General features: G+C 59.1%; 20 protein-coding genes. 10 read left to right on the top strand and 10 right to left on the bottom strand.

The window, feature by feature from the left end; genetic code table 11:
* Positions 1 to 472: 472 nt before the first annotated feature.
* The gene (gene phnR / locus AB4N85_RS03620; protein ID WP_236169468.1) at positions 473 to 1,186 is read right to left on the bottom strand and encodes a phosphonate utilization transcriptional regulator PhnR; all 714 of its coding nucleotides are present in this window, start codon (positions 1,184 to 1,186) and stop codon (positions 473 to 475) included.
* Positions 1,187 to 1,535: 349 nt separating this feature from the next.
* On the opposite strand from phnR, the gene AB4N85_RS03615 reads away from it, so the two are divergent.
* The 6 genes from AB4N85_RS03615 to AB4N85_RS03590 all read left to right on the top strand — a co-directional run bounded on the left by AB4N85_RS03615 (position 1,536) and on the right by AB4N85_RS03590 (position 6,894).
* On the top strand, positions 1,536 to 2,603 hold the full coding sequence (locus tag AB4N85_RS03615) for an ABC transporter substrate-binding protein (RefSeq protein WP_150638735.1): 1,068 nt from the start codon (positions 1,536 to 1,538) through the stop codon (positions 2,601 to 2,603).
* Positions 2,604 to 2,784: 181 nt separating this feature from the next.
* The gene (locus AB4N85_RS03610) at positions 2,785 to 3,591 is read left to right on the top strand and encodes an alkaline phosphatase family protein (RefSeq protein ID WP_252869047.1); all 807 of its coding nucleotides are present in this window, start codon (positions 2,785 to 2,787) and stop codon (positions 3,589 to 3,591) included.
* Between the two features lie 5 nt (positions 3,592 to 3,596).
* Positions 3,597 to 4,433, top strand: a complete 837-nt coding sequence (locus AB4N85_RS03605; RefSeq protein WP_162245414.1) for an ABC transporter permease — start codon at positions 3,597 to 3,599, stop codon at positions 4,431 to 4,433.
* Positions 4,420 to 5,220 carry an ABC transporter permease gene (locus AB4N85_RS03600; protein ID WP_016773742.1) on the top strand — a complete coding sequence of 267 codons (801 nt, stop codon included), beginning with the start codon at positions 4,420 to 4,422 and terminating at the stop codon, positions 5,218 to 5,220. Before AB4N85_RS03605 ends, AB4N85_RS03600 begins: the two co-directional genes overlap by 14 nt.
* The gene (locus AB4N85_RS03595) at positions 5,217 to 6,206 is read left to right on the top strand and encodes an ABC transporter ATP-binding protein (protein WP_073472631.1); all 990 of its coding nucleotides are present in this window, start codon (positions 5,217 to 5,219) and stop codon (positions 6,204 to 6,206) included. Before AB4N85_RS03600 ends, AB4N85_RS03595 begins: the two co-directional genes overlap by 4 nt.
* A gap of 34 nt (positions 6,207 to 6,240) precedes the next feature.
* Positions 6,241 to 6,894, top strand: coding sequence for an HAD family hydrolase (locus AB4N85_RS03590; protein ID WP_073472633.1), 654 nt, complete (start codon positions 6,241 to 6,243; stop codon positions 6,892 to 6,894).
* A gap of 96 nt (positions 6,895 to 6,990) precedes the next feature.
* Here AB4N85_RS03590 and AB4N85_RS03585 read toward each other — a convergent pair whose 3' ends face one another.
* Positions 6,991 to 7,953, bottom strand: coding sequence for a zinc-binding dehydrogenase (locus AB4N85_RS03585; RefSeq protein ID WP_252869046.1), 963 nt, complete (start codon positions 7,951 to 7,953; stop codon positions 6,991 to 6,993).
* A 138-nt stretch (positions 7,954 to 8,091) separates the two neighbouring features.
* On the opposite strand from AB4N85_RS03585, the gene AB4N85_RS03580 reads away from it, so the two are divergent.
* Positions 8,092 to 10,176 (top strand): carboxy terminal-processing peptidase, encoded by a 2,085-nt coding sequence (locus AB4N85_RS03580; RefSeq protein ID WP_162245411.1) that lies wholly within the window; start codon positions 8,092 to 8,094, stop codon positions 10,174 to 10,176.
* A 118-nt stretch (positions 10,177 to 10,294) separates the two neighbouring features.
* A complete protein-coding gene (locus AB4N85_RS03575; RefSeq protein ID WP_252869045.1) occupies positions 10,295 to 12,091 on the top strand; it encodes a bifunctional diguanylate cyclase/phosphodiesterase in 1,797 nt (598 codons plus the stop codon).
* Positions 12,092 to 12,188: 97 nt separating this feature from the next.
* Here the strand turns inward: AB4N85_RS03575 and AB4N85_RS03570 are convergent, their stop codons facing one another.
* The 8 genes from AB4N85_RS03570 to AB4N85_RS03535 all read right to left on the bottom strand — a co-directional run bounded on the left by AB4N85_RS03570 (position 12,189) and on the right by AB4N85_RS03535 (position 20,685).
* Positions 12,189 to 12,584 carry a hypothetical protein gene (locus AB4N85_RS03570; protein WP_236169463.1) on the bottom strand — a complete coding sequence of 132 codons (396 nt, stop codon included), beginning with the start codon at positions 12,582 to 12,584 and terminating at the stop codon, positions 12,189 to 12,191.
* 110 nt (positions 12,585 to 12,694) lie between these two features.
* A complete protein-coding gene (locus AB4N85_RS03565; protein WP_130929273.1) occupies positions 12,695 to 13,081 on the bottom strand; it encodes a hypothetical protein in 387 nt (128 codons plus the stop codon).
* The gene (locus AB4N85_RS03560) at positions 13,078 to 17,751 is read right to left on the bottom strand and encodes an RHS repeat-associated core domain-containing protein (RefSeq protein ID WP_460067018.1); all 4,674 of its coding nucleotides are present in this window, start codon (positions 17,749 to 17,751) and stop codon (positions 13,078 to 13,080) included. The genes AB4N85_RS03565 and AB4N85_RS03560 overlap by 4 nt, the downstream gene beginning before the upstream one ends.
* Positions 17,752 to 17,990: 239 nt before the next feature.
* Complete coding sequence (locus AB4N85_RS03555; RefSeq protein ID WP_252869043.1) at positions 17,991 to 18,398, bottom strand: SEL1-like repeat protein; 408 nt, start codon at positions 18,396 to 18,398, stop codon at positions 17,991 to 17,993.
* Positions 18,399 to 18,770, bottom strand: a complete 372-nt coding sequence (locus AB4N85_RS03550) for a hypothetical protein (RefSeq protein ID WP_003223109.1) — start codon at positions 18,768 to 18,770, stop codon at positions 18,399 to 18,401. It lies immediately after the preceding gene.
* Complete coding sequence (locus AB4N85_RS03545) at positions 18,767 to 19,108, bottom strand: helix-turn-helix domain-containing protein (protein WP_056783977.1); 342 nt, start codon at positions 19,106 to 19,108, stop codon at positions 18,767 to 18,769. The genes AB4N85_RS03550 and AB4N85_RS03545 overlap by 4 nt, the downstream gene beginning before the upstream one ends.
* Before the next feature lie 112 nt (positions 19,109 to 19,220).
* Entirely contained in the window at positions 19,221 to 19,676 is a 456-nt protein-coding gene (locus tag AB4N85_RS03540) for a YkvA family protein (protein WP_016773733.1), read from the bottom strand.
* Positions 19,677 to 19,968: 292 nt separating this feature from the next.
* Positions 19,969 to 20,685 carry an FKBP-type peptidyl-prolyl cis-trans isomerase gene (locus AB4N85_RS03535; protein WP_016773732.1) on the bottom strand — a complete coding sequence of 239 codons (717 nt, stop codon included), beginning with the start codon at positions 20,683 to 20,685 and terminating at the stop codon, positions 19,969 to 19,971.
* Positions 20,686 to 20,954: 269 nt separating this feature from the next.
* Here AB4N85_RS03535 and AB4N85_RS03530 point away from each other — a divergent pair, with 269 nt between their 5' ends.
* Entirely contained in the window at positions 20,955 to 22,766 is a 1,812-nt protein-coding gene (locus AB4N85_RS03530) for a di-heme-cytochrome C peroxidase (protein WP_252869042.1), read from the top strand.
* Positions 22,763 to 23,932: a catalase family protein gene (locus AB4N85_RS03525; protein ID WP_252869041.1), complete on the top strand. Its 1,170-nt coding sequence runs from the start codon at positions 22,763 to 22,765 to the stop codon at positions 23,930 to 23,932. Before AB4N85_RS03530 ends, AB4N85_RS03525 begins: the two co-directional genes overlap by 4 nt.

Below are 23,932 nucleotides of genomic sequence, written 5' to 3'. Positions count from 1 at the left end.
TACATCCGACAGAGATTGGTCGGCTGACAGGCCGCTTTCGCGAGCAGGCTCGCTTCCCACAGAAAAGCGAAAGCAAAAACAAAAGATCGCAGCCTTCGGCAGCTCCTACACACGATGAGCGTTAGCTCGAGCACCGCTTTTGATCTTGATCTCGGAGCCCGTCGGCAGGCTGAGTGGAGGGATTGAACCGGGCGTGGGAGCGCAGCGACCGTACGACGCAGTCGTACACAGCGAGTGTAGGTGCAGCGAAGCAAACCGGAGCCGCTGCGCCAGGATCGATCCCGCAGCGAAGGAACCCCGAGCCCCAGCGAGCGGGCCGAACGTCAGGGCGCAGCCTTTTGGTTACTTTTTGGCGTTTGAAAAAGTGACCCGCCGTAAGGGCGGAACCATAAGAAGCCGTTACCGCAGCAACGGATATTCACCCAAACCCCCAAAACCTGGTCGGCCCAAAGGCCGCCAAGGTCAAAAAAGATCAAACCACATCAACCCCTACGTGAATCGCATCATGCCGCCAAAACTCCAGATCACAATCAATCAGCCGCCCATGCTGATCATAATTGACCCGAGCAATCCTCAATCCCGGACTCCCCACCGACACCCGCAAAGCCGCCGCCGCATCGACAGATAAAGACGTAGGCACAATCTCAAACCGCACCCGCCCATAGTGCAAATCGAAATGCCGCGCATACAACTCAGTGATCGACTGATTCAGATCAAACTCAAGAATCCCCGGAAAAAACTGCGGATTCAGGTAGTGCTCGACATACAACACCAGTCGGCCATCAATCCGCCGCGAGCGGCAAATCTGGATCACGCTCGACAACGCCGGCAGCTGCAACCACGCACACACCGCCGCCGACGCCGGCTGCAACCGCGCCGAAATCACCTCGGTCGACGGCTCACGCCCCTGCGCACTGACCATCGCGTGAAAATGACTGCGCTGCATCAGGTTGTACGCCAGACGCGGCGGCGACACGAACCAGCCGCGCCGCTCCTCACGATAAATCTGCCCTTGCGCCTCCAATTGCAACAGCGCTTCACGCACAGTGATCCGCGTCGTCCCGAACAACTCGCTGAGCTTGCGTTCAGCGGGCAACTTGCTCCCGGCCCCCAGCAAACCATGATCGATCTGCTCCTGCAGCACCTGGCCAATCGCTGTCACCGCTTTCGTTGCCTCATCGCGCATCAACGTTACCTATCTGGACTAGACCAGCACTGTTTCAGGGCAAATCCGGGCGCTGCTCAGAGCGCTTTCGTGTGTTGCAAGCCTAGGCAGTGCAGATGACCGACAGATGACAAAACTACCCAACGGTCGTTTTCACGGCTTGCAATACATCGGCCAAGTCCCTTGCTTATCGGGCCTGCGTCATGGTCTACGCTTGTTTGGCAACCGCCAATCCCGGGCGGAGAAAAGATCAGCCATAAGGCCATCGACATCAAAATGTCATCCAGCCCGCCTAAATTGGCTCAGGTATTGCTGACCTAGACCAACACAACCGCAATCGCAGCGTTGAACACGACCAAGGAGCTTCGGAATGAAACAGCTTTTCCTGGCAACACTGTTAGGCTCGACCATTGCAATGTGCAGCGCCGCCATGGCGGCCGACACCGATCTGAAAACCCTCGAAGCCGCTGCGAAAGCGGAAGGCGCCGTCAACAGCGTCGGCATGCCCGATGACTGGGCCAACTGGAAAGGCACCTGGGAAGACCTGGCCAAGAAATACGGCCTGAAACACATCGACACCGACATGAGCTCGGCCCAGGAAATCGCCAAATTCGCAGCTGAAAAAGACAACGCCACCGCCGACATCGGTGACGTCGGCGCCGCCTTCGGCCCGATCGCGGTCAAGCAAGGCGTGGTGCAACCGTACAAGCCAAGCACCTGGGATCAGATTCCGGACTGGGCCAAGGACAAGGACGGCAACTGGGCACTGGCCTACACCGGCACCATCGCCTTCATCGTCAACAAGAAGCTGCTGAACGGCTCCGACGTGCCGACCAAATGGGCTGACCTGAAAACCGGTAAATACAAAGTCTCCATCGGCGACGTGAGCACTGCTGCCCAGGCCGCCAACGGTGTCCTCGCTGCCGCACTGGCCAATGGCGGTGACGAGAAAAACATCAAGCCTGCCTTGCTGCTGTTCGCCGACCTCGCCAAACAGGGTCGTCTGTCGATGGCCAACCCGACCATCGCCACTATGGAAAAAGGCGAGATTGAAGTCGGCGTGGTCTGGGACTTCAATGGCCTGAGCTACAAAGCCAAGATGGCCAACCCGGATGATTACGTAGTGCTGATTCCATCCGACGGCTCGGTGATTTCCGGCTACACCACGATCATCAACAAGTACGCGAAGAACCCCAATGCCGCCAAGCTGACGCGCGAATACATCTTCAGCGACGCCGGCCAGACCAACCTCGCCCGCGGCAACGCCCGGCCGATCCGCGCCGAACACCTGCAACTGCCGGAAGACGTGAAAGCCAAACTGCTGCCGAACGAGCAATACAAAAACGTTACGCCAGTCAAGGACGCCGACGCGTGGGAAAAGACCTCCAAAGCCCTGCCGCAGCAGTGGAACGAAGAAGTCATCGTAGAGATGAAGTAATCCTGTGATCCCCCTGTTCGGGATCCGCTGAAGATCCGAATGTGGGAGCGAGCCTGCTCGCGAAGGCGGCGCGTCAGTCGACATCACTGTTGAATGATGTATTGCATTCGCGAGCGGGTTCGCTCCCACAGGGGATCGGGTTGATTTCGGAATATCTGAATTTCGCGGAGTTCTTGCCCCTATGAAGCACAACGTCATCCTTGTCGTGCTCGACGGCCTCAACTACGAGGTTGCGTGTCACGCCATGGGGCATCTGCAGGCTTATGTTGGCGCAGGACGCGCGGCGCTCTATCAACTGGAGTGCGAACTGCCGGCCCTGTCCCGACCGCTTTACGAATGTATCCTCACCGGCGTGCCGCCGATCGACAGCGGCATCGTCCACAACAATGTCTCGCGCTTGTCCAACCAGCGCAGCATCTATCACTACGCCCGTGATGCCGGATTGAAAACCGCCGCTGCGGCGTATCACTGGGTCAGCGAGTTGTATAACCGCTCACCGTTCGTGGCCGCGCGCGACCGCCACACCGACGATCCGACATTGCCGATCCAGCACGGGCATTTCTACTGGAACGACCATTATCCGGATTCGCACCTGTTCGCCGACGCGGAGAACCTGCGCCTGCGTCATGCGCCGGATTTCCTCCTGATCCACCCGATGAACATCGACGACGCCGGGCACAAGCACGGCCTCGACAGCGCGCAATACCGCAACAGCGCGCGCTCGGCTGACGTCATCCTCGCCGACTATCTGCAGACCTGGCTCGACGCTGGTTATCAGGTGCTGGTGACCGCCGACCACGGCATGAACAACGATCGCTCGCACAACGGCCTGCTGGCGGAAGAACGTCAGGTGCCGCTGTTCGTCCTCGGCGAGGCGTTCAGCCTCAACCCTGATGTCACACCGAAGCAGACCGAGCTCTGCGGCACGGTTTGCGAGCTGCTCGGCGTGCCCCACGACAAACCTGTGTGCCGGGAGCTGCTCAAGTGAATGCCATGACTCGCGGCAAATGGCTCGCGGCGCTGTGTCTGGTGCCTTTCGCGCTGTTCTTTATCGTCTTCGAAATCGCCCCGCTGGTCTGGGTGATGATCAACAGCCTGCAATCGGAAGAGTCCGGCTGGGGCCTGGCCAATTTCAGCAAGATCTTCGGTTCGAAGTTCTATCGGCAGGCAATCCAGTACAGCCTGGAGATCAGTTTCTGGTCGAGCGTATTCGGCATCATCATCGCCGTGCTTGGTGCGTATTCACTACGCCGCGTCGATTCGAAGCTGCGCAACTTCGTGAATGCCTTCGCCAACATGACCAGCAATTTTGCCGGCGTGCCGCTGGCGTTCGCGTTCATCATCCTGCTCGGTTTCAACGGCAGCATCACCATCATGCTCAAGCAGTCGGGGATCATTCAGGACTTCAACCTGTATTCGAAAACCGGCCTGATCATCCTCTACACCTACTTCCAGATTCCCCTCGGCGTGCTGCTCCTCTACCCGGCTTTCGACGCTCTGCGGGAGGACTGGCGCGAGTCCGCCGCACTGCTCGGCGCCAACGGCTGGCAGTTCTGGCGGCACATCGGCCTGCCGGTGTTGACCCCGGCGTTGCTCGGCACGTTCGTGATCCTGCTGGCCAACGCCCTCGGCGCCTACGCCACGGTTTATGCGCTGACCACCGGCAACTTCAACGTTCTGCCGATCCGTATTGCGGCGATGGTCTCCGGCGACATTTCCCTTGACCCGAACCTGGCCAGCGCGCTGGCGGTGGTGCTCGTGGCGCTGATGACCATTGTCACCGTCGTGCATCAATTGCTGTTGAAGAGGAGCTACCATGTCTCGCGCTGAATCCGGCCCGGCCGGCCTCTACCACCGCGTCGTGGTCTATCTGCTGTTCGCCATCCTGTTGTTGCCGCTGCTGGGCACGCTGGTCTATTCGATCGCCAGCAGTTGGTCGGCGACCATTCTGCCGAGCGGCTTCACCTTCAAGTGGTACATCCAGCTGTGGAGCGATCCGCGCTTTCTCCACGCATTCGGGCAGTCGCTGATCGTCTGTGTCGGCGCGCTGGTGTTATCGGTGGTGCTGATCCTGCCGCTGCTGTTTGTCGTGCATTACTACTTTCCGAAACTCGATGCGCTGATGAACATCCTCATCCTGCTGCCCTTCGCGGTGCCGCCGGTGGTGTCCTCGGTGGGGCTGCTGCAGCTCTACGGTTCCGGGCCGATGGCGATGGTCGGCACACCGTGGATTCTGATCGGCTGCTACTTCACCGTAGCGCTGCCGTTCATGTACCGCGCGATCACCAACAACCTGCAAGCGATCAACCTGCGCGACCTGATGGACGCCGCGCAACTGCTCGGCGCCAGCACCTTTCAAGCGGCGTTTCTGGTGGTGCTGCCGAACTTGCGCAAAGGCCTGATGGTGGCGCTGCTACTGTCTTTCTCGTTCCTCTTCGGTGAGTTCGTGTTCGCCAACATTCTCGTCGGCACCCGCTACGAAACCTTGCAGGTGTACCTGAACAACATGCGCAACAGCAGCGGTCACTTCACCAGTGCGCTGGTCATTTCGTATTTCTTTTTCGTGCTGGTCCTGACCTGGATCGCCAACATCTTGAACAAGGACAAAAGCGAATGAGCTACGTCAGCGTCCAACACCTGCAGAAAAGTTATGCCGGCACCACGGTGTTCAGCGACATCGATTGCGAAATCAACAAAGGCGAGTTCGTCACCCTGCTCGGCCCGTCCGGTTGCGGCAAGTCGACTTTGCTGCGTTGCATCGCCGGCCTGACCCCGGTGGATGGCGGCAAGATCCTCCTCGACGGTGTCGACCTCGTGCCGTTGAGCCCACAGAAACGTGGCATCGGTATGGTCTTTCAAAGCTACGCGCTATTCCCCAACATGACCGTCGAACAGAACGTCGCCTTCGGCCTGCGCATGCAAAAGGTCAACGCCGATGACAGCCACAAGCGCGTCTCTGAAGTGTTGAAACTGGTTGAACTGCACGACTTCGCCAGCCGCTATCCGCATCAACTGTCAGGTGGGCAGTGCCAGCGTGTCGCCCTCGCCCGGTCGCTGGTGACCCGCCCGCGCTTGTTGCTGCTGGATGAGCCGCTGTCGGCGCTCGACGCACGGATTCGCAAACACCTGCGCGAACAGATTCGTCAGATCCAGCGCGAACTCGGCCTGACCACGATCTTCGTCACCCACGATCAGGAAGAAGCGCTGACCATGTCGGACCGGATTTTCCTGATGAACCAGGGAAAGATCGTCCAGAGCGGCGACGCCGAAACCCTCTACACCGCTCCGGTCGATGTATTCGCCGCCGGCTTCATCGGCAACTACAACCTGCTCGACGCAGATGCCGCCTCGAAGCTGTTGCAACGGCCGGTCAACCATCGCATCGCCATCCGCCCGGAAGCCATCGAACTGAGCCTTGACGGCGAACTCGACGCGCAGATCCGCAGCCACAGCCTGCTCGGCAACGTCATTCGCTATCGCGTCGAAGCGCGCGGGGTGGAACTGGTGGTCGACGTACTCAACCGCTCCGCCGCCGATCTGCATCCCGACGGACAACGCCTGGCACTTTCCATCGATCCGACGGCCCTGTGTGAGGTAGCCTGATGACTTTGCTGACGTTGAAGAGAGAACTGCACTGATGGCCCTGGCAATTTTTGATCTGGACGAAACGTTGATCCACGGCGACTGCGCCACCCTCTGGAGCGAGCAGATGGGGCGCCTGGGCTGGGTCGATCCCGAGTCGTTCATGCGCAAGAACAACGAACTGATGGACGCCTACAGCCATGGCAAATTACGTATGGAAGATTACATGGCGTTCAGCCTCGAACCGCTGATCGGCCGTACGCCAGAAGAAGTCGAGCACCTGGTCGGGCCGTGGGTTGAAGACTTTATCGAACCGATCATCTTCAGCGACGCGACCAAAACCATCGCCGCGCACCGCAAGGCCGGCGACCGGATTCTGGTGATCTCGGCGTCGGGCACGCACCTGGTCAGACCGATTGCCGATCGACTCGGCATCGACGAGATTCTAGGGATTGAACTGGAAGTCGCGCACGGCGTTTACAGCGGCCATACCGTGGGCACGTTGACCTACCGCGAAGGCAAGATCACCCGCTTGCTGGAATGGCTGGACGCCGAAGAAGAAAACCTCGAGGGCGCGAGTTTTTATTCCGATTCGCGCAATGACTTGCCGCTGCTGTTGAAAGTGGATTTTCCACACGTGGTCAATCCGGATCCGGTGCTGCTTGAGCACGCAGAAAAGGCCGGCTGGCCGATCCACCTCTGGAAATAAAAGCAAAAGATCGCAGCCTTCGGCAGCTGCTACTTTTGGAATGCGTGCCTCTGTAGGAGCTGCCGAAGGCTGCGATCTTTTGACCTTGCTTTGCTGTCAGCTCAAACCCTCATTGATCACCAACACCAACTTGCCCGCCACCGTATTGCTCGCCAGTTGGGCAAACGCTGCTTCGGCATCCTTCACCGCAAAGGCTCTGGCCAATTGCGGACGCAAGCGGCCCTCGGCAAACAGCGGCCACACATGCTGGCCCAGATCACTGAGCAGATCGGCCTTGAATTGATCGCTACGGCTGCGCAACGTCGAACCGAGCAGTTGCACACGCTTGGCCAACACCTGCGCCAGATCCATCTTCGCCTCGCGCCCGCCCATCAAACCGATCAGCACCCAACGTCCGTCCAGCGCCATCAGCTTGAGGTTCAGCGCCGCATAATTGCCGCCCACCGGGTCGAGAATCACATCGAACGGCCCGAAGTCGCGCAGACTTTCAATTTCATCGGTGCGCACCACGCCGCCCTGCGCACCCAATGCTTCGCAGTAAGCCAGGCGTTCGGCGGAACCGACGCTGACCCAGCAAGGGTTACCGAAGGCTTTGCACAGCTGAATGGCGGCTGAACCGATTCCACTTGCGCCGGCGTGCAGGAGAATTTTCTCACCGGGTTTCAGCGCTGCAAGTTGAAACACATTCAGCCAGACGGTGGCGTACACCTCGGGCAATGCCGCCGCCTCGATCAGCGAAACACCTTCGGGCACGGGCAGTACATGCCGTCCGTCGACGACCACCTCTTCAGCCATGCCGCCCCCGGCCAACAAGGCGCAAACCCGGTCGCCAACCTGCCAGGACGAGCCCGCGCCGACCTCGCTGATCACCCCGGAGCACTCAAGACCAAGCACTTGGCCGGCCCCGGGTGGTGGCGGATAAAGCCCTGCTTTCTGTAATAAATCGGCGCGATTGAGGCCGGCTGCCGCCACCCGGATGCGGACTTGTCCTACATCGCACGTCGGACTCGGCTCTTCAACCCATGCCACTTGACCTTCAACGCCTTGCAATGCCTTCACACTGCCTCCATAGTGAGTCTGGACTGAGCCCGAAGCTGTAGCGCCGGGCTTTTTGCATTATGCGACCGGCTCTCAAAGAACCGGCGACTTCAAAGACGGCCTAATATGCGTTATCAATTGTCCCCGCGTCGAATCAGCATGAAGCATCTGCTCCCCAGCACCGCCCTCGCTCTTTTCATCGGTATCGGCCTGTTGCCGGTGTCGGGCACCACATTCGCAGCCAACAGCTGGGACAAGTTGCAGCCTGATCGCGATGAAGTCATCGCCAGCCTGAACGTCGTCGAGTTGCTCAAGCGTCACCACTACAGCAAGCCGCCGCTCGACGATGCGCGCTCGGTGATCATCTACGACAGCTACATCAAGCTGCTCGACCCGTCGCGCAGCTATTTCATGGCCAGCGACATCGCCGAATTCGACAAGTGGAAGACCCAGTTCGACGACTTCCTCAAAAGCGGCGACCTCAACGCCGGGTTCACCATCTACAAGCGCTACCTGGACCGCGTCAAAGCGCGTCTGGACTTCGCCCTTGCCGAGCTGAACAAAGGCGTCGACAAGATGGACTTCAACACCAAGGAGACCTTGCTGATCGATCGCAAGGACGCGCCTTGGCTCAAGTCCACCGCGGAACTCGACGACCTGTGGCGCAAACGCGTCAAGGACGAAGTGCTGCGCCAGAAGATCGCCGGCAAAGAGCCGAAGCAGATCCAGGAAACCCTGACCAAGCGCTACAAGAATCAGCTGGCGCGCCTCGACCAGACCCGTGCCGAGGACATTTTCCAGGCGTACATCAACACCTTCGCCATGTCCTACGACCCGCACACCAACTATCTGTCGCCGGATAACGCGGAAAACTTCGACATCAACATGAGCCTGTCCCTCGAGGGCATCGGTGCCGTGTTGCAGAGCGACAACGATCAAGTGAAAGTCGTGCGTCTGGTGCCGGCAGGCCCGGCGGACAAGACCAAGCAAGTCGCTCCGGCCGACAAGATCATCGGCGTCGCCCAGGGCAACAAGGAAATGGTCGACGTGGTCGGCTGGCGTCTGGACGAAGTGGTCAAATTGATTCGCGGTCCTAAAGGCACCGTGGTGCGTCTGGAAGTCATTCCGGCGAGCAATGCGCCGAACGACCAGACCACCAAGATCGTGCCGATCACCCGTGAAGCGGTGAAGCTCGAAGACCAGGCCGTGAAGAAGTCGATTCTCAGCCTGAAACAGGACGGCAAGGACTACAAACTTGGCGTGATCGAGATCCCGGCCTTCTACCTCGACTTCAAGGCATTCCGTGCCGGCGATCCGGACTACAAGAGCACCACTCGCGACGTCAAGAAGCTGCTGACCGAGCTGCAGAAGGACAAAGTCGACGGCGTGGTCATCGACTTGCGCAACAACGGCGGCGGCTCCCTGCAGGAAGCCACCGAGCTGACCAGCCTGTTCATCGACAAAGGTCCGACCGTACTCGTGCGTAACGCCGACGGCCGTGTCGACGTGCTCGAAGATGAAAACCCGGGCGCGTTCTACAAAGGCCCGATGGCGCTGCTGGTCAACCGCCTGTCCGCCTCAGCGTCGGAAATTTTCGCCGGCGCCATGCAGGACTACCACCGCGCATTGATCATCGGCGGCCAGACTTTCGGTAAAGGCACTGTGCAAACCATTCAGCCGCTGAACCACGGCGAACTGAAACTGACCCTGGCCAAGTTCTACCGTGTCTCCGGGCAGAGCACCCAGCATCAGGGCGTACTGCCGGACATCGACTACCCGTCGCTGATCGACACCAAGGAAATCGGCGAAAGTGCCCTGCCGGAAGCCATGCCGTGGGACACCATTCGCGCGGCGATCAAGCCGGCGGCCGATCCGTTCAAGCCGTTCCTCGCCCAGTTGAAGTCCGAACATGACTCGCGCACCAACAAGGATGCCGAGTTCGTGTTCATCCGCGACAAGCTGGCCCTGGCGCAGAAACTGATGGAAGAAAAAACTGTCAGCCTCAACGAAGCCGATCGTCGTGCCCAGCACGCCGATATCGACGCCAAGCAACTGGCGATGGAGAACATCCGTCGCAAGGCCAAAGGCGAAGAACCGCTCAAAGAGCTGAAGAAAGAAGACGAAGACGCACTGGCCGCTGCCGAGCCGGACAAGGTCAAACCAGAAGACGATGCCTACCTGAGCGAAACCGGGCGCGTGCTGCTGGATTACTTGAAACTGAGCAATCAGGTGGCCAAGAAGTAAGTGATGGCAATTTAGTGCTGACGATCCCCGGATCGTCATCAAACAGTCATCATTCTGTCGTGCAATAAAGGACCGGGAGCAAGCGCTCCCGGTCCTTTTTTTATCGCCAGAGACTGCCATGACCACGACCGAACAGCTGAGCGCCTTGAGCTCGATCCTGACTCAAAGCGGTTTACACAGCCTGTTCCAGCCGATCATCTGTCTCTCCGAACGCCGCATTCTCGGTTACGAAGCCCTCACCCGTGGCCCGTCCAACAGCCCTCTTCACTCTCCGATTGCCCTGTTCGCCGTGGCGCGACAGGCTGGTCGATTGAGTGAACTGGAAATCGCCTGCCGACAAAGCGCCTGCCGACGGTTCAATGAGCAGCAACTGCCGGGCAAGCTGTTCCTTAACGTGTCTCCAGAATCCTTGCTCGAAGCCGCGCACCAACCCGGGCGTACGTTGCAACTGCTGCAGGACTTGGGCATTGCGCCGAGCCAAGTGGTCATCGAGCTCACCGAGCAGACGCCAATCGATGACTTCCAGTTGCTGCAAACCGCCCTGCATCACTACCGGGCGATGGGTTTTTCCATTGCGCTGGACGACTTGGGCGCAGGGTATTCGAGCCTGCGCCTGTGGTCGGAATTGCGTCCGGATTACGTGAAGATCGACCGGCACTTCATTGATGGCATTCATCAGGATGCGTTGAAAAGAGAGTTTGTCGGTTCGATTCTGCAAATTGCCAAAGCCTCGCGCGCGCAAGTCATCGCCGAGGGCATCGAGCTACCGGAAGAACTCGCGGTGCTGACTGAAATGGGCGTCGACCTGGTGCAGGGCTACCTGCTCGGCCGCCCTCAGGAACATCCGTCCCGCGACGCTCGCGCGATGATGCCCAAACACGACAGCAGCGCCGTCGCACTGAATGACGAAGGCAGCGACCTCAGCGCCCTGCTCAACGACCAGCCCGCCGTGCAACGCGATACGCCCACCGCGACGGTACTGGAAGCCTTTCGCCGCCAGGCCAACCTCAATTCGCTCGCGGTGCTCGACGAACAAGGCCAGCCCTGCGGCATCGTCCATCGCCACTCGCTGTCGGACGCACTGCTCAAACCGTTTGCCACCGATCTGTTCGCGCGCAAACCGATCAGCCGCCTGATGAACGATGATTTCCTCGCCGTGGAAATCAGCCAGTCGCTGCAGCAAGTCAGCCGCCTGATCACCAGCCGCGCCCGCCAGCGCATCGAAGAAGACTTCATCATCACCCTCAACGGCGGTTATCTAGGCCTCGGCCGAGTGATCGACGTGCTGAAACTGATCACCGAACTGAAAATCCAGCAAGCACGCTACGCCAATCCCCTCACCTTGCTCCCGGGCAACGTACCGATCCAGCAATGCCTCACCCGCCTGCTGCAACAGGCCCGCGAATCGATCATCTGCTACGTCGACATCGACAGCTTCAAACCCTTCAACGACATCTACGGCTACGGTCGCGGCGACGAAGTCCTGCTCTGCCTCGCGCAATGCCTCAACGAACGCATCGACCCCACCCGCGACTTTGTCGGTCACATAGGCGGCGACGACTTCCTCCTCGTCCTCGGCCCCGAAGACTGGCGCAAACGCCTCAACCAACTGCTCGACGATTTCCAAAGCCAATGCCGCCGGTTCTATCGGCCCGAGCATCTGGAAGCCGGTTGTTTTGTAGCGCCAAACCGACAGGGTGTGCGGCAGGAGTTTGCGTTGTTGTCGTTATCGATTGGGGTGGTGCATCTGCGACCTGAGGCTTGTGCAGCGCTTGATGCCAGCCAGCTTGCGGAGATGGCTTCGCAGGCTAAGCATCATGCGAAGGGGGTTGTGGGGTTTAGTGTGTATTTGCTCGATGCTATAGCGCCTCCGGCCCAGACATCACAGCTAGTTGGTTATACCCCAGCACAGTAGCGCATCATGAACTCCATTTAGTTCAAAATCAAAATCTAGCAATCAGATGGCACCCTCTTCAGATACGGGAGGTGTACTAAGTAGTGACTACTAATTCTCAATCTATCGGATAGTCGCAAGCCCAAGGGGGAACGAACAACTCTGGATTGATCCCATTCAATTCAAGAAAGGCATTTATTTCGTCCTCCGTCTCCATTTTTTTCAGTTTTGTAATTGTGGTATCGCTAGCACCAGAACTATCTCTGGTTTCCAAAATATGAACTGGCACGGTGAACTCAATGAAGACGAACTTAGAGCTCTTGGAATCCTCAAGGAAGTCGTAATAGCGTTCTCCTGGGTGCCTATCCATAAAATTCAAGTGATACACAGCATAAATGGCAGCCCATTTCCGAAGCGAACGATCATGCGAAGGCATCTCTTGGGCTATCTCTGTGTAATTTCTAGCTTCCAGCCCCCACCATACTTTTCTAGAAATCACTTTGTAAATGCTCATTTTTCCGTTTGATGAGGCTCGCCCCATATTACTCTCGTGTGAATTCGTTAGTTCACAGACTCCATCAACATCGCGTTGTGTGCTCTACGCCGGCGGTGGCAATGGACTAATCAAATCGGATACCCGCACCGCCATGGGGGGCAGAATAATTCCGGATTGATCGCGAGCCGTTCCAAAACCGTATAGATATCCTCCTCAGAATTAACAGGCACAAAGTTTAATATCACGACATCCCGATCATCAATACCATCGCTGGAGCCAATTTCTTTAATAGCCAGAGTAAACACTACAATCGAAAACCTAAACCCTTTCGATTTATGAATAAAATCGTAATATTGATGCGGATCGCCTGAGAAAGAATATTTGTATATAGCATATATTGAGACCCATTTTCGACTTGAGTGATCTTTGCACGGAAGTTCTTGTGCAATATTGTCGTAGCTCGTCCCTTCGAGTCCATACCATACGCTACGAGCGATTTTCTTCTGCTGTTTCATTTTTGACCTGCAAATGAGTTTGGCCAGTAAATTCGGATTACTTTGCCGTCCTTTGGATGCAATTGTAGATGAGGCATGACAGCATGCGGATCGTCAGGACTATGATTTGCCATGTAAACTTTTCGATTCACAACATTAGATACAGCTGTGTCATCCCAGTGATAGTACGATTCTTTCCCAAAGGGCGTTTGGAAATAGTCTTTGGCGGTAACGGAATTGAACTCTTCAGCATTCCTATATCCTTGACCTAAATATTTCCCTCTGAACAATTCTTCAGCTTCAGCTCGACTGTTAACAGTAACGTCCTTAGCACCTTGATCCAGCAGCGCAGAAGCTCGTTTAACGCTAGGACTCGACCATTCTATATCCGGTGGAAGAGGTTCTCTGGTATCAACCTTTGCATTCCCGCATGGTGCCGTTGGATTCCCTTTTCCGTCTCCATCTGGCGGGCATCCGTTCAACCCCAACGGATCCACCCACCCCGTCGGATTCGGCACGTACTGGTACTGATTCAACCCACCCGTGAGCTTCACCGGATCCGGCGTCAGATACCGCCCAAGCCTTGGGTCGTAATACCGATGCCGGTTGTAATGCAATCCGCTTTCAACATCGAAGTACTGCCCCTGAAAGCGCAGCGGTTGGTCGAGGTAGTCTTCGCCAGCGAGGGTGACGGCGGCGACTTTGCCGTAGGCGTCGTATTGCGCGGACCAAACGATTTCGCCGCTGTAGTCGGTGAGTTCCTGTGGGGTGCCGAGGTGGTCGAGTTGGTAGTAGAACGGGCAGGCTTTTTTCGGGCCTTTGCCGTCGAGCATCGCCAGTGGGCGGAAGGTGCCGGGTTCGTAGAGGAAGCTGCGGTATTGCGTGGCGCTGCTTTCGGCGACGAGGTGTTCGCCTTGCCAGAAGAATTCGGTGACGGCGCCGTCGATTGTTTTGCGGATGCGCCGGCCGAAGGCGTCGTAGTGATAAGTGGCGGTCTGGCCGTCGGGGCGGGTCAGGCCGATCAGGCGGTGCTGGCAGTCGTAGCGGTATTCGGTGACCAGGGTCTGGCCGTGGCCACGGCGTTCGCGGATCAGGTTGCCGAAGGCGTCGTAGTCGTAATGACGGTCGCCCTGCATCAGCAGGCGATTGCCCTTGATCTGCGCAGGGCCGGGGCGGTCCTGCATCAGCAGGTTGCCGGCCGGGTCGTGGGCGAAGGATTCGGGCAGTTCGTCGCGTGAGTGACGTACGCGGATCAACCGGTCGAGGGCGTCGTAGCCATAAGTACGCTGGCCGTGGCGGCTGTCGGCGATGTGCTCGAGATTGCCGTTGGCGCTGTAGGCATAATCGCGGCGGTACAGCGAGGCGTGGCGATGGCCTACAGCGTGGGCGAGCAAGCGGCCCTGATCGTCGTAGGAGTATTCGCTGAGCAGCAGACCTTGCTGGCGTTGCTGTTCGCGACCGGACTGATACACATGCCGGGTCAGCGGCGTGCCGTTGAGGTCGATGGCTGACAGCGCACCGCCCTTGGCGTAGTGATAATCGAGCTTGCTGTTGTCCGGCAGGCGCAGGCGCTTGAGCTGACCGCAGGCGTCATAGGCGTAGCGCAAGGTGCCCCAGCCCTGATGCTCGGTGATCAGCCGGTCCTGACGGTCGTACTCGAAGGCCAGCGGATGGTTTTGCCCGTCATCGACGCCGATCAACCGACCGAGGCGATCGTAGTCGTAGCGGATCTTGGCGCCATCGGGCAGGGTTTTGACCCGCAAGCGCCCGGCCTTATCGCGCTGGTAGTGGGTGACCAGCGATAAACCCTGCTCGCCACACTCGGTCTTCTCCAGCAGGTGCCCGTTGAGGTCGTAGACATACGCCGTGCGCCGCCCATCAAACCCGGTTTCCTGTCGGATCAATCCGGTCGGCGTGTAATCCAGTCGGTATTTTTCGCCCGATTCGTTTTCAATTTCGGTCAGCAACAGCCGCGCATGGTCATAGCGGTACTGCACGCGGGTGCCGTCGGGGTTGATCCGCCGCGAGACCAGATGCAGGTCGTCGTCATATTCGTAGCGGGTGATGCGCCCGAGCTCGTCGCGCTCAGCGGTGATCTGGCCGTAGGCGCCGTAGCTGTAGGCGCGCGTGCTTCCCGTAGGAGAAGTCGTCAGGATCAGTCGGCCGGCCGCGTCCCACTGCTGACGACTGACAACACCAAATTCGTCATGGGTGGTAATCCGCCGTCCCAGCGCATCGTAGGAAAAGCGCCGCACGCCGCCATCGGGCAGGGTTTCTTCGATGAGCTGGCCGAGCTCGTTCCACACCCAACGGTGGCGGCTGCTGTCCGGATAACGCAGCGACAGCAATTGCCCGCGCAGGTTGTAGTAGTAATGGGTGACCTGGCCGTGGGGATCGACCGCTTCGGTAACGGCGCCTTCAGCGTTGCGCCGGTAGATCCACACCGCATCACCACGGCAACGCTTGTAGAGAAAACCGTTGCGGTACTCGTAGGACGTTGGTGCATCGTCCGGCGGAATCAGCGCGATCAGCCGTCCGAGTTCGTCGTAGCGATATTCGGTGACCGCGCCCAACGCATCCTGCTCGGCGATCAATCGCCCCTGCTGGTCATAAGCCTTGAGCTGCTCGCCGCCATCGGCCGCGACCTGCCGCACCAGCCGTGCGCGCTCGTCGTGGACGTAGACTTCTTCGGTACCGTCGACGTAATGCACGGTCACGCTGGCGTCATCATCGTTCCAGACGTAACGGGTGTTCATCTGCGAGAACGACGCCCAGTGCCTCACGCAGCGGGCGGCTTTGCCCTCGCGCTGCCACTCCCAGAAGAAGCTCGCACCGCCGGTCAACTGGCGCTGGAGGATGACGTGGTGGTCGTCGTAGTCGTAGCGCTCGCTGTCGCCGACCGCGTTGGTCGCGACCAGCAGGCGTTGCCGGGCATCGAAGCTGTAGGTGGCAAGGTTTTGCTCGGTGGTCCACTCGCCCTGGACGAACACCTGATAATCGACTGCCACCAGCTGCGTGCGGTCATAACGCAACAGCAGCGCGCGGCCGGCGCCATTGTCCAGACGCTGAATGCGGTCGGAGCGATCGCGTTGCAGGGTCAGACGATTGCCGTAGACATCGCTGATCGCCGTCAGCCGGCCGGCGCGAAAGTGATAAAAGCGCGCGCTGTCGCCGGCCAAAACCAGAATCAGTTCTTCCGGCTCATCGCCGAGAAAGATCGCCGCCCGCGACAGGCTGTTGTGAATCGCTGGGCGCGCGACGTTGGGCAGGGGAAAACGAGTGCGGCGGTTTTCGTGGTCGATCCAGATCACGCCATCGCCGTCGAAGGCAAGGCGATGGGCCAGCGTGTGGCTCCAGCCGAAACCCAGGCCCATATCGATCTCGACCGCGCTGCTGCGGTACAAGCGGGTGAACTCGAAGGGCAGCACGCCATCGAGCACCGCGTCGGTCAGGGTCAGCAGTTCTTCGCCGGTGACCATCGACACCGGGCAGCCGTTTTTGCAGGTATTGGGGACGCAGTCCGCGGCGTCGCCGTTGGGGTTTTTCGCCTGGTCGGGGACGTCGTCGTGGGGCTCGTCTTTCTTCAACATGGCGTTGCGCTTGGCATCCCAGCGCAATTGCATCCGGCCCTTTTTCACCCCGGCGGCGATGCCCCGCGCGGCAACGGCTTTGTAGCGGTCGACGTATTCAATAAAGGCGTTGACGATGCTGAACAGCGCCTTGACCAGACGCTTGGCGACGTTGAACAGCTGCGCTGCGCGGTCAGCCAGACGCAGCGTCAGATAAGCGATCCCCGCCCCCGCTCCGACAAACGTCAGCACCACGCTGATCAACACATCGATGATCAGTTGCACGATCATCATCGACGCCACTTCAGCAGACTTGCCGGCAATCTCGCTGGGCGGCAGCATGTCCAGCCACAGGCTTGCCGACCGCAGCAGCAAGCACATCGCCGCTTCGTCACTGACCAGCAACTGCAGCTTTTCCATGAGATCCGGAGCGGTCTGTGCCAGCTCGATCAGATCAGCCGCGCCACTGCCCAAACGCTCGGCGAACTTGCCGGGTTCCTGAAGAATTTCCGAGAGCAGTCCGAGGCTGTCCCATACCCCCTCGATGGCCGCCCAACTGCCGGCGAGCATGCCGTTGCTGGCTGCGGCCGCTACCGACTGTGACCACTGCGGCTTGAAACCTTGCCCCTCGCTACGCAGCCAGCCGTCCAGCTCGCCGGTCAAACCGTCATAGGATTCGAACAGCTTCGCGACTTGATTGGAGGTGACAGCGCTGTGCACAAGAACGCGGTAGAACTTGCCCTCTTCACCTCTGAATTCGCCCTTGCCCTGCTGATCAAGGGTGACCGGCGCGGTCTTGCCGCTATCCACGTCGACCACATCGACGGAAATGTTGCCCAGCGGGATGTCGTAGACCGATTCGAACTTGCTCTCGATCTGCATGAGCCCGCCCTGCGGGCACTGGACAACGCTGGAAGAAAACTCCTCGTCGCTGCTACTGACCGCCGTGCGGCTATCGCCGAAGCGGATGATCCGCTCCATGCCCACCAGCGATGGCAGGTCTGCTGCCTCGCTGATCTGGTCCACCCTGCGACTGAGCCAGTGATCGAGCTGTTTGCGGTAGAGGCTGAGCGTTTGCGGGAAACTGTCGAGTTCCTGCTCGATGCGAGCGATGGCTTCCATCAACACACGCAGGCAGACAAGGTGGGCTGAAAAACGGGCTGAAGCATGAGCGGTCCCTCGCGCAAGAAATTAGTCGCGGGAACTGTGCGGGGGATCAGAAAGGAAAGAAGTCAGGCGAGTAGGCAAAGGATGTAGGACTAATCTGCAATCCAACATCCAGCGAAAAACGTGCAGGCAAAAACGTAAACGCGGCGTGAGGAAAACCTCACGCCGCGTTTACTTAGAAGACATACATGGAATTACTGCGTTGAATCACCAGCCATCAGCTGTTGCAGCTTAAGCTCGGCCAACGGGTGGCCGGCTTCGGCGGCCATGCTCCACCAACGAGCGGCCTCAGCGGGATCCGGTGCTTTGCTCGGGGTACCGGCGAGGCTGATCACGCCGACTTGATACGCCGCTTTACCATCACCAGCCAACGCCGCCAGACGCAGTAAACGCACGCCTTCTTCACGCGCGCCCAACCCGACGCCGCGAAAAGTCAGAATGTGCCCATAAAAGCTTTGCGCACCGACATCCCCGAGGTTGGCCATGCGTGCAAACTGGCCCTCGAGCCAGCGCCAGCCACGCGGTTGGCGAACGAACCACGACCAACGAAACAACCTGCGGGCCAGCCAATAACCGGCCCGCGCCTTGAGGCGCAGAAACACTCAGGCCTCCGCCGATTCCGGGTATTCGTATTCGAAGACGCGCACCACTTCCGACGCATGCCAGGACGCCGCTGCAACGCCATCCGACGGCCCGGAAAAGCGCCCCAGACGCTCGACACATTCAAAAAAACCGGTACGCGGCAAACGACTGGCGCCCTGACTGATGACCAGCGAACTGCGCAACGGCTGTTCGGCTTTGGCGTCCAGTGCGGCCAGATGCTCCAGCGCAGCCGTCAGTGTCTGCATCGCCGGCGTCGGCAGCTGCAAACGCTCAAGCAAGGCTCGATAAGTCAGAAGATGGCGCTGACGACGCGCCTGGTCCAGTTCCCCCAGCAATCCGTCCCAATGTTGACGACTGATGCGTACGCTCACGATTCGTCCCTCCAACCCGGCACCGTCAGTTCCCAGGCCAGGCTGCGGCGAATCGCGGCGTCGGGCTGACGCTCACCACTTTCGATCATGGCCAGATAAGACGGGCTGATACCTACCGTGCGGGCCAGCGCCTCGATGGCGATGCCCTTCCCTTCGCGCAAACTGCGTAATTGATCCAGACCCGGAAGAATCGGCTCCGGCGAGGCGGCGAGCGGCGCTGCTGGCTGCTGCACCGGTGTTGCGTTGATCCCTGCTGCTTTCAGTAAAGCCTGATATTGAGCCCACGGCAGAACCGCGTATTCGGGTTCGCCATCGCGTGCAATTATCTGAATATCCATGACTACCCCGTAGGACAACACCACTTAGCGAGTCGGCACTTTTCCCTAGAAGTGTAATCCTAACAGCGGCCAAGGTCGCGAGTGGTATCTATCTGTAGGCAGTCTTCGTCAGTCAGGGCTTTTTCGGGCCTTGCAGCTGCAATTGTTCAGGGGTATCAGGAAGGCGCTCAACCACCGCCAGCTTCTCGGGTTGCTGGCGCTTGCGCCACAGGCGGAAGGCGTTGAGCTCGTCATCGAGGGTTTTCATCAGCCAGGCGAGGACAGCGATGTCATCGAGCATGCCGAACATGGGAATGAAATCCGGAATGGCATCGACCGGGCTGAGGAAATACATCAGGCCGGCCACCACCGAAATCAGCGACTTGGCACTGATCGCGCGATACTCGCCACGCCAGTAGGCCAGGCACAGCGACTGCAGCAAGCGCAGATCATCCTTGAGTTTGCCCAGGCGATTGCCTTGCGCGGCGCCTTTGCTGGCCACGGCAAACAACAGGGTCGGCAAGCGTCCACGGGCCAGCAGGCGACCGGCCAACGGCAGGAATCGAGCGAAATTCCACGGAGCTTTCATCTATTCTTCCCGTTGAAATGTTATCCACACAAATTGTGGATAACCTTGTGAACAGAGCTGCATTTCAGCGCTAAGAGCCCCGTTTCATAAGGGCTGCGCTCAGATCGGGCGTTTTTTACTCACATAAAAAAGCCCAATATTTCATTGACTTGGCAGCTCAGGGCGTCTAGCGCGGGCAGCCTCAAAGCTATGACTGTGCTGATCGCTGTCAGTTCGCTCTGTTTACCTTCCCTGACCTGCAGATGCAACAACGCCCCGCATGTGCGAGGCGTTGTTTTCGAGCCGTTGCGTGTTACTTGGCAGCGGCGTCTTCTTTGGCTGGATCCTTGATGGCCAGCAGTTCCAGGTCGAAAACCAGAACCGAGTTGGCCGGGATTGCCGGGCTTGGCGACTGAGCGCCGTAAGCCAGATCGCTAGGGATGTACAGTTTGTACTTCTCGCCAACGTGCATCAGTTGCAGACCTTCAACCCAACCCGGGATCACGCCACTGACTGGCAGATCGATCGGGCTGCCGCGCTCTACGGAGCTGTCGAACACGGTGCCGTTGGTCAGCTTGCCGGTGTAGTGAACAGTTACGACGTCGGTCGGCTTAGGCTGTGGGCCGTCGGCTTTCTTCACTACTTCGTACTGCAGGCCGGAAGCGGTGGTGGTCACACCGGCTTTCTTGCCGTTCTCTTCGAGGAATTTCTTGCCGGCGGCTGCCGACTCTTCACTCATCTTGGCCATACGCTCTTCAGCACGTTTTTGCAGCGAGGCGAAGGCTTCGACCAGTTCTTCATCTTTCAGCTTCTGTTCTTTCTTGCCAACGGCATCTTCGATGCCCTGGGCTACCGCTTTGGAGTCCAGATCATCCATGCCTTCCTGGGCAAGGCTTTTGCCCATGTTCAGGCCGATGCCGTAGGAAGCTTTTTGCGCCGGGGTTTTCAGCTCTACGCTGGTCTGCGAGTCACAACCCGCGAGTACCAGGCTAACCAGGGCTACCGCCGCCGCCAACCGATGCTGTTTCATGCTATTTCCTTGTTCATGCGCCGAATGGGCAATCGAGTAAAGCCGCGAGCTTATCAGGCCGCCACGACCAATGGCTACCGGCATGAGAGCAGGAATCTTCCGATAAGTTCAGGGATTAAAACGCATTTGGGCAACGGCTGGATGAAGCTTCTGTCATCCACGGACGACAAGCGTCATCGGAGCTTGCCTCAGCGTCTGGCGTAATGGCCACTTGCCCAGCAGTCATGGCTCAGGCATAACAGCGCAACAATTCGACAAGGATGTTTAACTTGCGCCTTCTATTCCGCGTTCTCACTCTGGTGATCGTGCTGGCGATAATCGCCGTTGCGGTGATTGTCTATTACGTCGCCAACCCGAAGTTGCCCTTCTACACCCCGCCGCAACAGGTACGTTACCTGGATCAATGGAGCGAAGAGCAACGGCAGACCTACTACTTCACGCCGCAAGGAACGCAAGTCAAAGGCCTGCGTTACGAGTGGTTCCAGGCATTGGAATTGCCGTTCTCCGAGCAGCGCTTCGCCTCCCCTGAATATCTCGCCCGTTTCGGCTTCCTGGTCGACCCGCAGCAGAAAGCTAGCGCGAACAACCCCGGCAACCTTCCCGTCGGTTTTGCCCGGCACCAAAATCCCGGCAACGCCTCGGAGCATTATCTGGACATCACCTGCGCCGCTTGCCACACCGGCGAGTTGCGCGTCAAAGGCCAGGCCGTACGTATCGATGGCGGCAGCGCACAGCACGTGTTGCCTTCCAGCGTTCCTACGTTGCGCGGTGGCAGTTTCGGACAGGCCCTGGTCGCCAGTCTCGCCTCGACTTACTACAACCCGTGGAAGTTCGAGCGCTTCGCCCGTCAGGTGCTCGGGGATGATTACGAAGCGCGCCGCGAACAATTGCGCAAGGAGTTCAAGACCTCGCTGAACACCTTCGTCAAAGTGGCGTGGAACGACACCCATCGCGGCCTGTACCCGACCGAGGAAGGCCCGGGGCGCACCGATGCGTTCGGCCGGATTGCCAACGCGACGTTTGGCGATGCGATTTCCCCTGCCAACTACCGCGTAGCCGATGCCCCGGTGGATTATCCGCAGCTGTGGGACATGTGGACGTTCGACTGGGTGCAGTGGAATGGCTCGGCCCAGCAGCCGATGGCGCGCAATATCGGCGAAGCGCTCGGCGTCGGAGCCACATTGAATTTCTTCGACGGCAACGGCCAGCCGCTGCAAGGTGCTGAGCGCTACCCCTCCAGCGTGCGCGTGCGCGATCTGCACGCCATCGAAGAAACCTTGCAGCAGTTGAAGCCGCCGACCTGGCCGGAAGATCTGTTCGGTGCGATCGACAAGCCGCTGGCCGCCAAAGGCCGCGCGCTGTTCGCGGAAAACTGCGCCGGCTGCCATGTCCCGCGCCAATCGCAGGAAGGCGAACGTTGGGTGCAGCACTTGCACATGATTCCCGTGGAGGTGATCGGTACCGATCCGAATGCGGCCAACAACGTTGCCAGCCATCGTTTCGACCTGAGCGCGCTGCAATGGGATGTCAAAGAGTTGGAAAAAATGGACGTCAGACTGCACCCCGAACCTAAAGCGCCGCTTGATCTGAGCCAATTGTCGGTGGCCAAGGGCCTGGCTTACGTCACCGCGTTCGTGGAAAACCGTGCCTATCGCGACGCGCAGATCACGCCGGAAGAAAAACCGCGCATGGATGGTTTCGGCCTGCCGATCGGCGTGCGCGAGAAAGTCGCTTACAAGGCCCGGCCGCTGGCCGGCGTATGGGCGACTGCGCCGTTTCTGCACAACGGTTCGGTGCCAAGCATCTATCAGTTGCTGTCACCGCAGGATGAGCGCGCCACCACCTTCTATAAAGGCACGCTCGAATACGACCCGCGCCACCTCGGCTATCGCACCGAACCTTTCACCAACGGTTTTCTGTTCGACACGCGCATCAGCGGCAACCACAACAGCGGCCACGAATTCCGCGCCGGCGCGCGCGGCAACGGGGTGATCGGCCGCCTCCTGCAACCCGAGGAGCGCTGGGCGCTGCTCGAATATCTGAAAGTACTGGGCGGACCACTGGAGGCGCAGTTGCCATGATCATGCCGACATTCAAAAAAGAACTGCCGCCACTGGCGCGCTTCTGGCTCTGGTTGGGGCGTTTGCTTGGCAAGACGCTGCTGATCCTGCTGATCATCGGCCTGCTCGGCTGGGCCATCGCCGCCGCGTGGTCCGCTTGGCAGCATCGTGGGCCGGTGTCGGCGCAGGAACAGATTCCACCAGGCGAAGCGGCGATGACCCAGGACATCATTCAAACCGCTGTGCGCATCGTCGACCAGCATCGCGAAAGCACGCGTTATCTGCGCGATGCCCACGCCAAGGCGCATGGCTGCGTGAAGGCGCAAGTGCAAGTGTTACCGGAACTGGCGCAATCGCTGCGGCAGGGGGTGTTCAGCGAGCCGGGCAAGACCTGGCAGGCGCTGATCCGGTTGTCCAACGGTAATGCCTACCCGCAATTCGACAGCATTCGCGACGCGCGCGGGATGGCAATCAAGCTGTTCGAGGTTCCTGGCAAGCAACTGCTCGGCAACCGCCAGGACCAGCATGAACAGGATTTCGTGATGTTCAGCCATCCGAATTTCTTTGTCAGCGATGTCGCCGAGTATCGTCAGAATGTAGCGGCGCAGGCTGACGGCAAGAAGGTCATGGCGTTTTTTCCGACGTGGGATCCGCGCACCTGGCAGGTCCGCCATCTATTCATCGCGTTGGCAACCCTGTCAGCGCCGCCGGACAGTCCGACCGAGACTACATATTTCTCTGTATCACCCTACAAGTTCGGTGAGGCCAATGCGAAATTCCGCGTCGTGCCGGATCCGGAGCGTTGCCCGGCGTATACCTTGCCCAAACAGAATCACGACTTGCCGAATTTTCTGCGCAGTGCACTGAATCAACAGTTATCCACGGATCGGGTGCCGGCGTGTTTCGCCTTGCAGATCCAGCGCCAGGACGCGAACAAGTACATGCCGATCGAAGACACCAGCATTGAGTGGCGTGAGCAGGATGCGCCGTTTGCAACGGTGGCGCGGATCACCCTGCCCGCACAGGACTTCGATACGCCGGCGCTGAATCTGCAATGCGACAACCTGTCGTTCAACCCGTGGTTCGGCATTGAGGCGCATCGGCCGATTGGCGGGATCAATCGCTTGCGCAGGGCGGTGTATGAGGCGGTGAGCGATTATCGGCATGCCCGCAATGCGGCGCAGTAG

The organism is Pseudomonas sp. H1_G08, assembly GCF_054681355.1.
The sequence above is the reverse complement of the archived record's forward strand: the minus strand, read 5'-3'. Positions and strand labels throughout refer to the sequence as shown.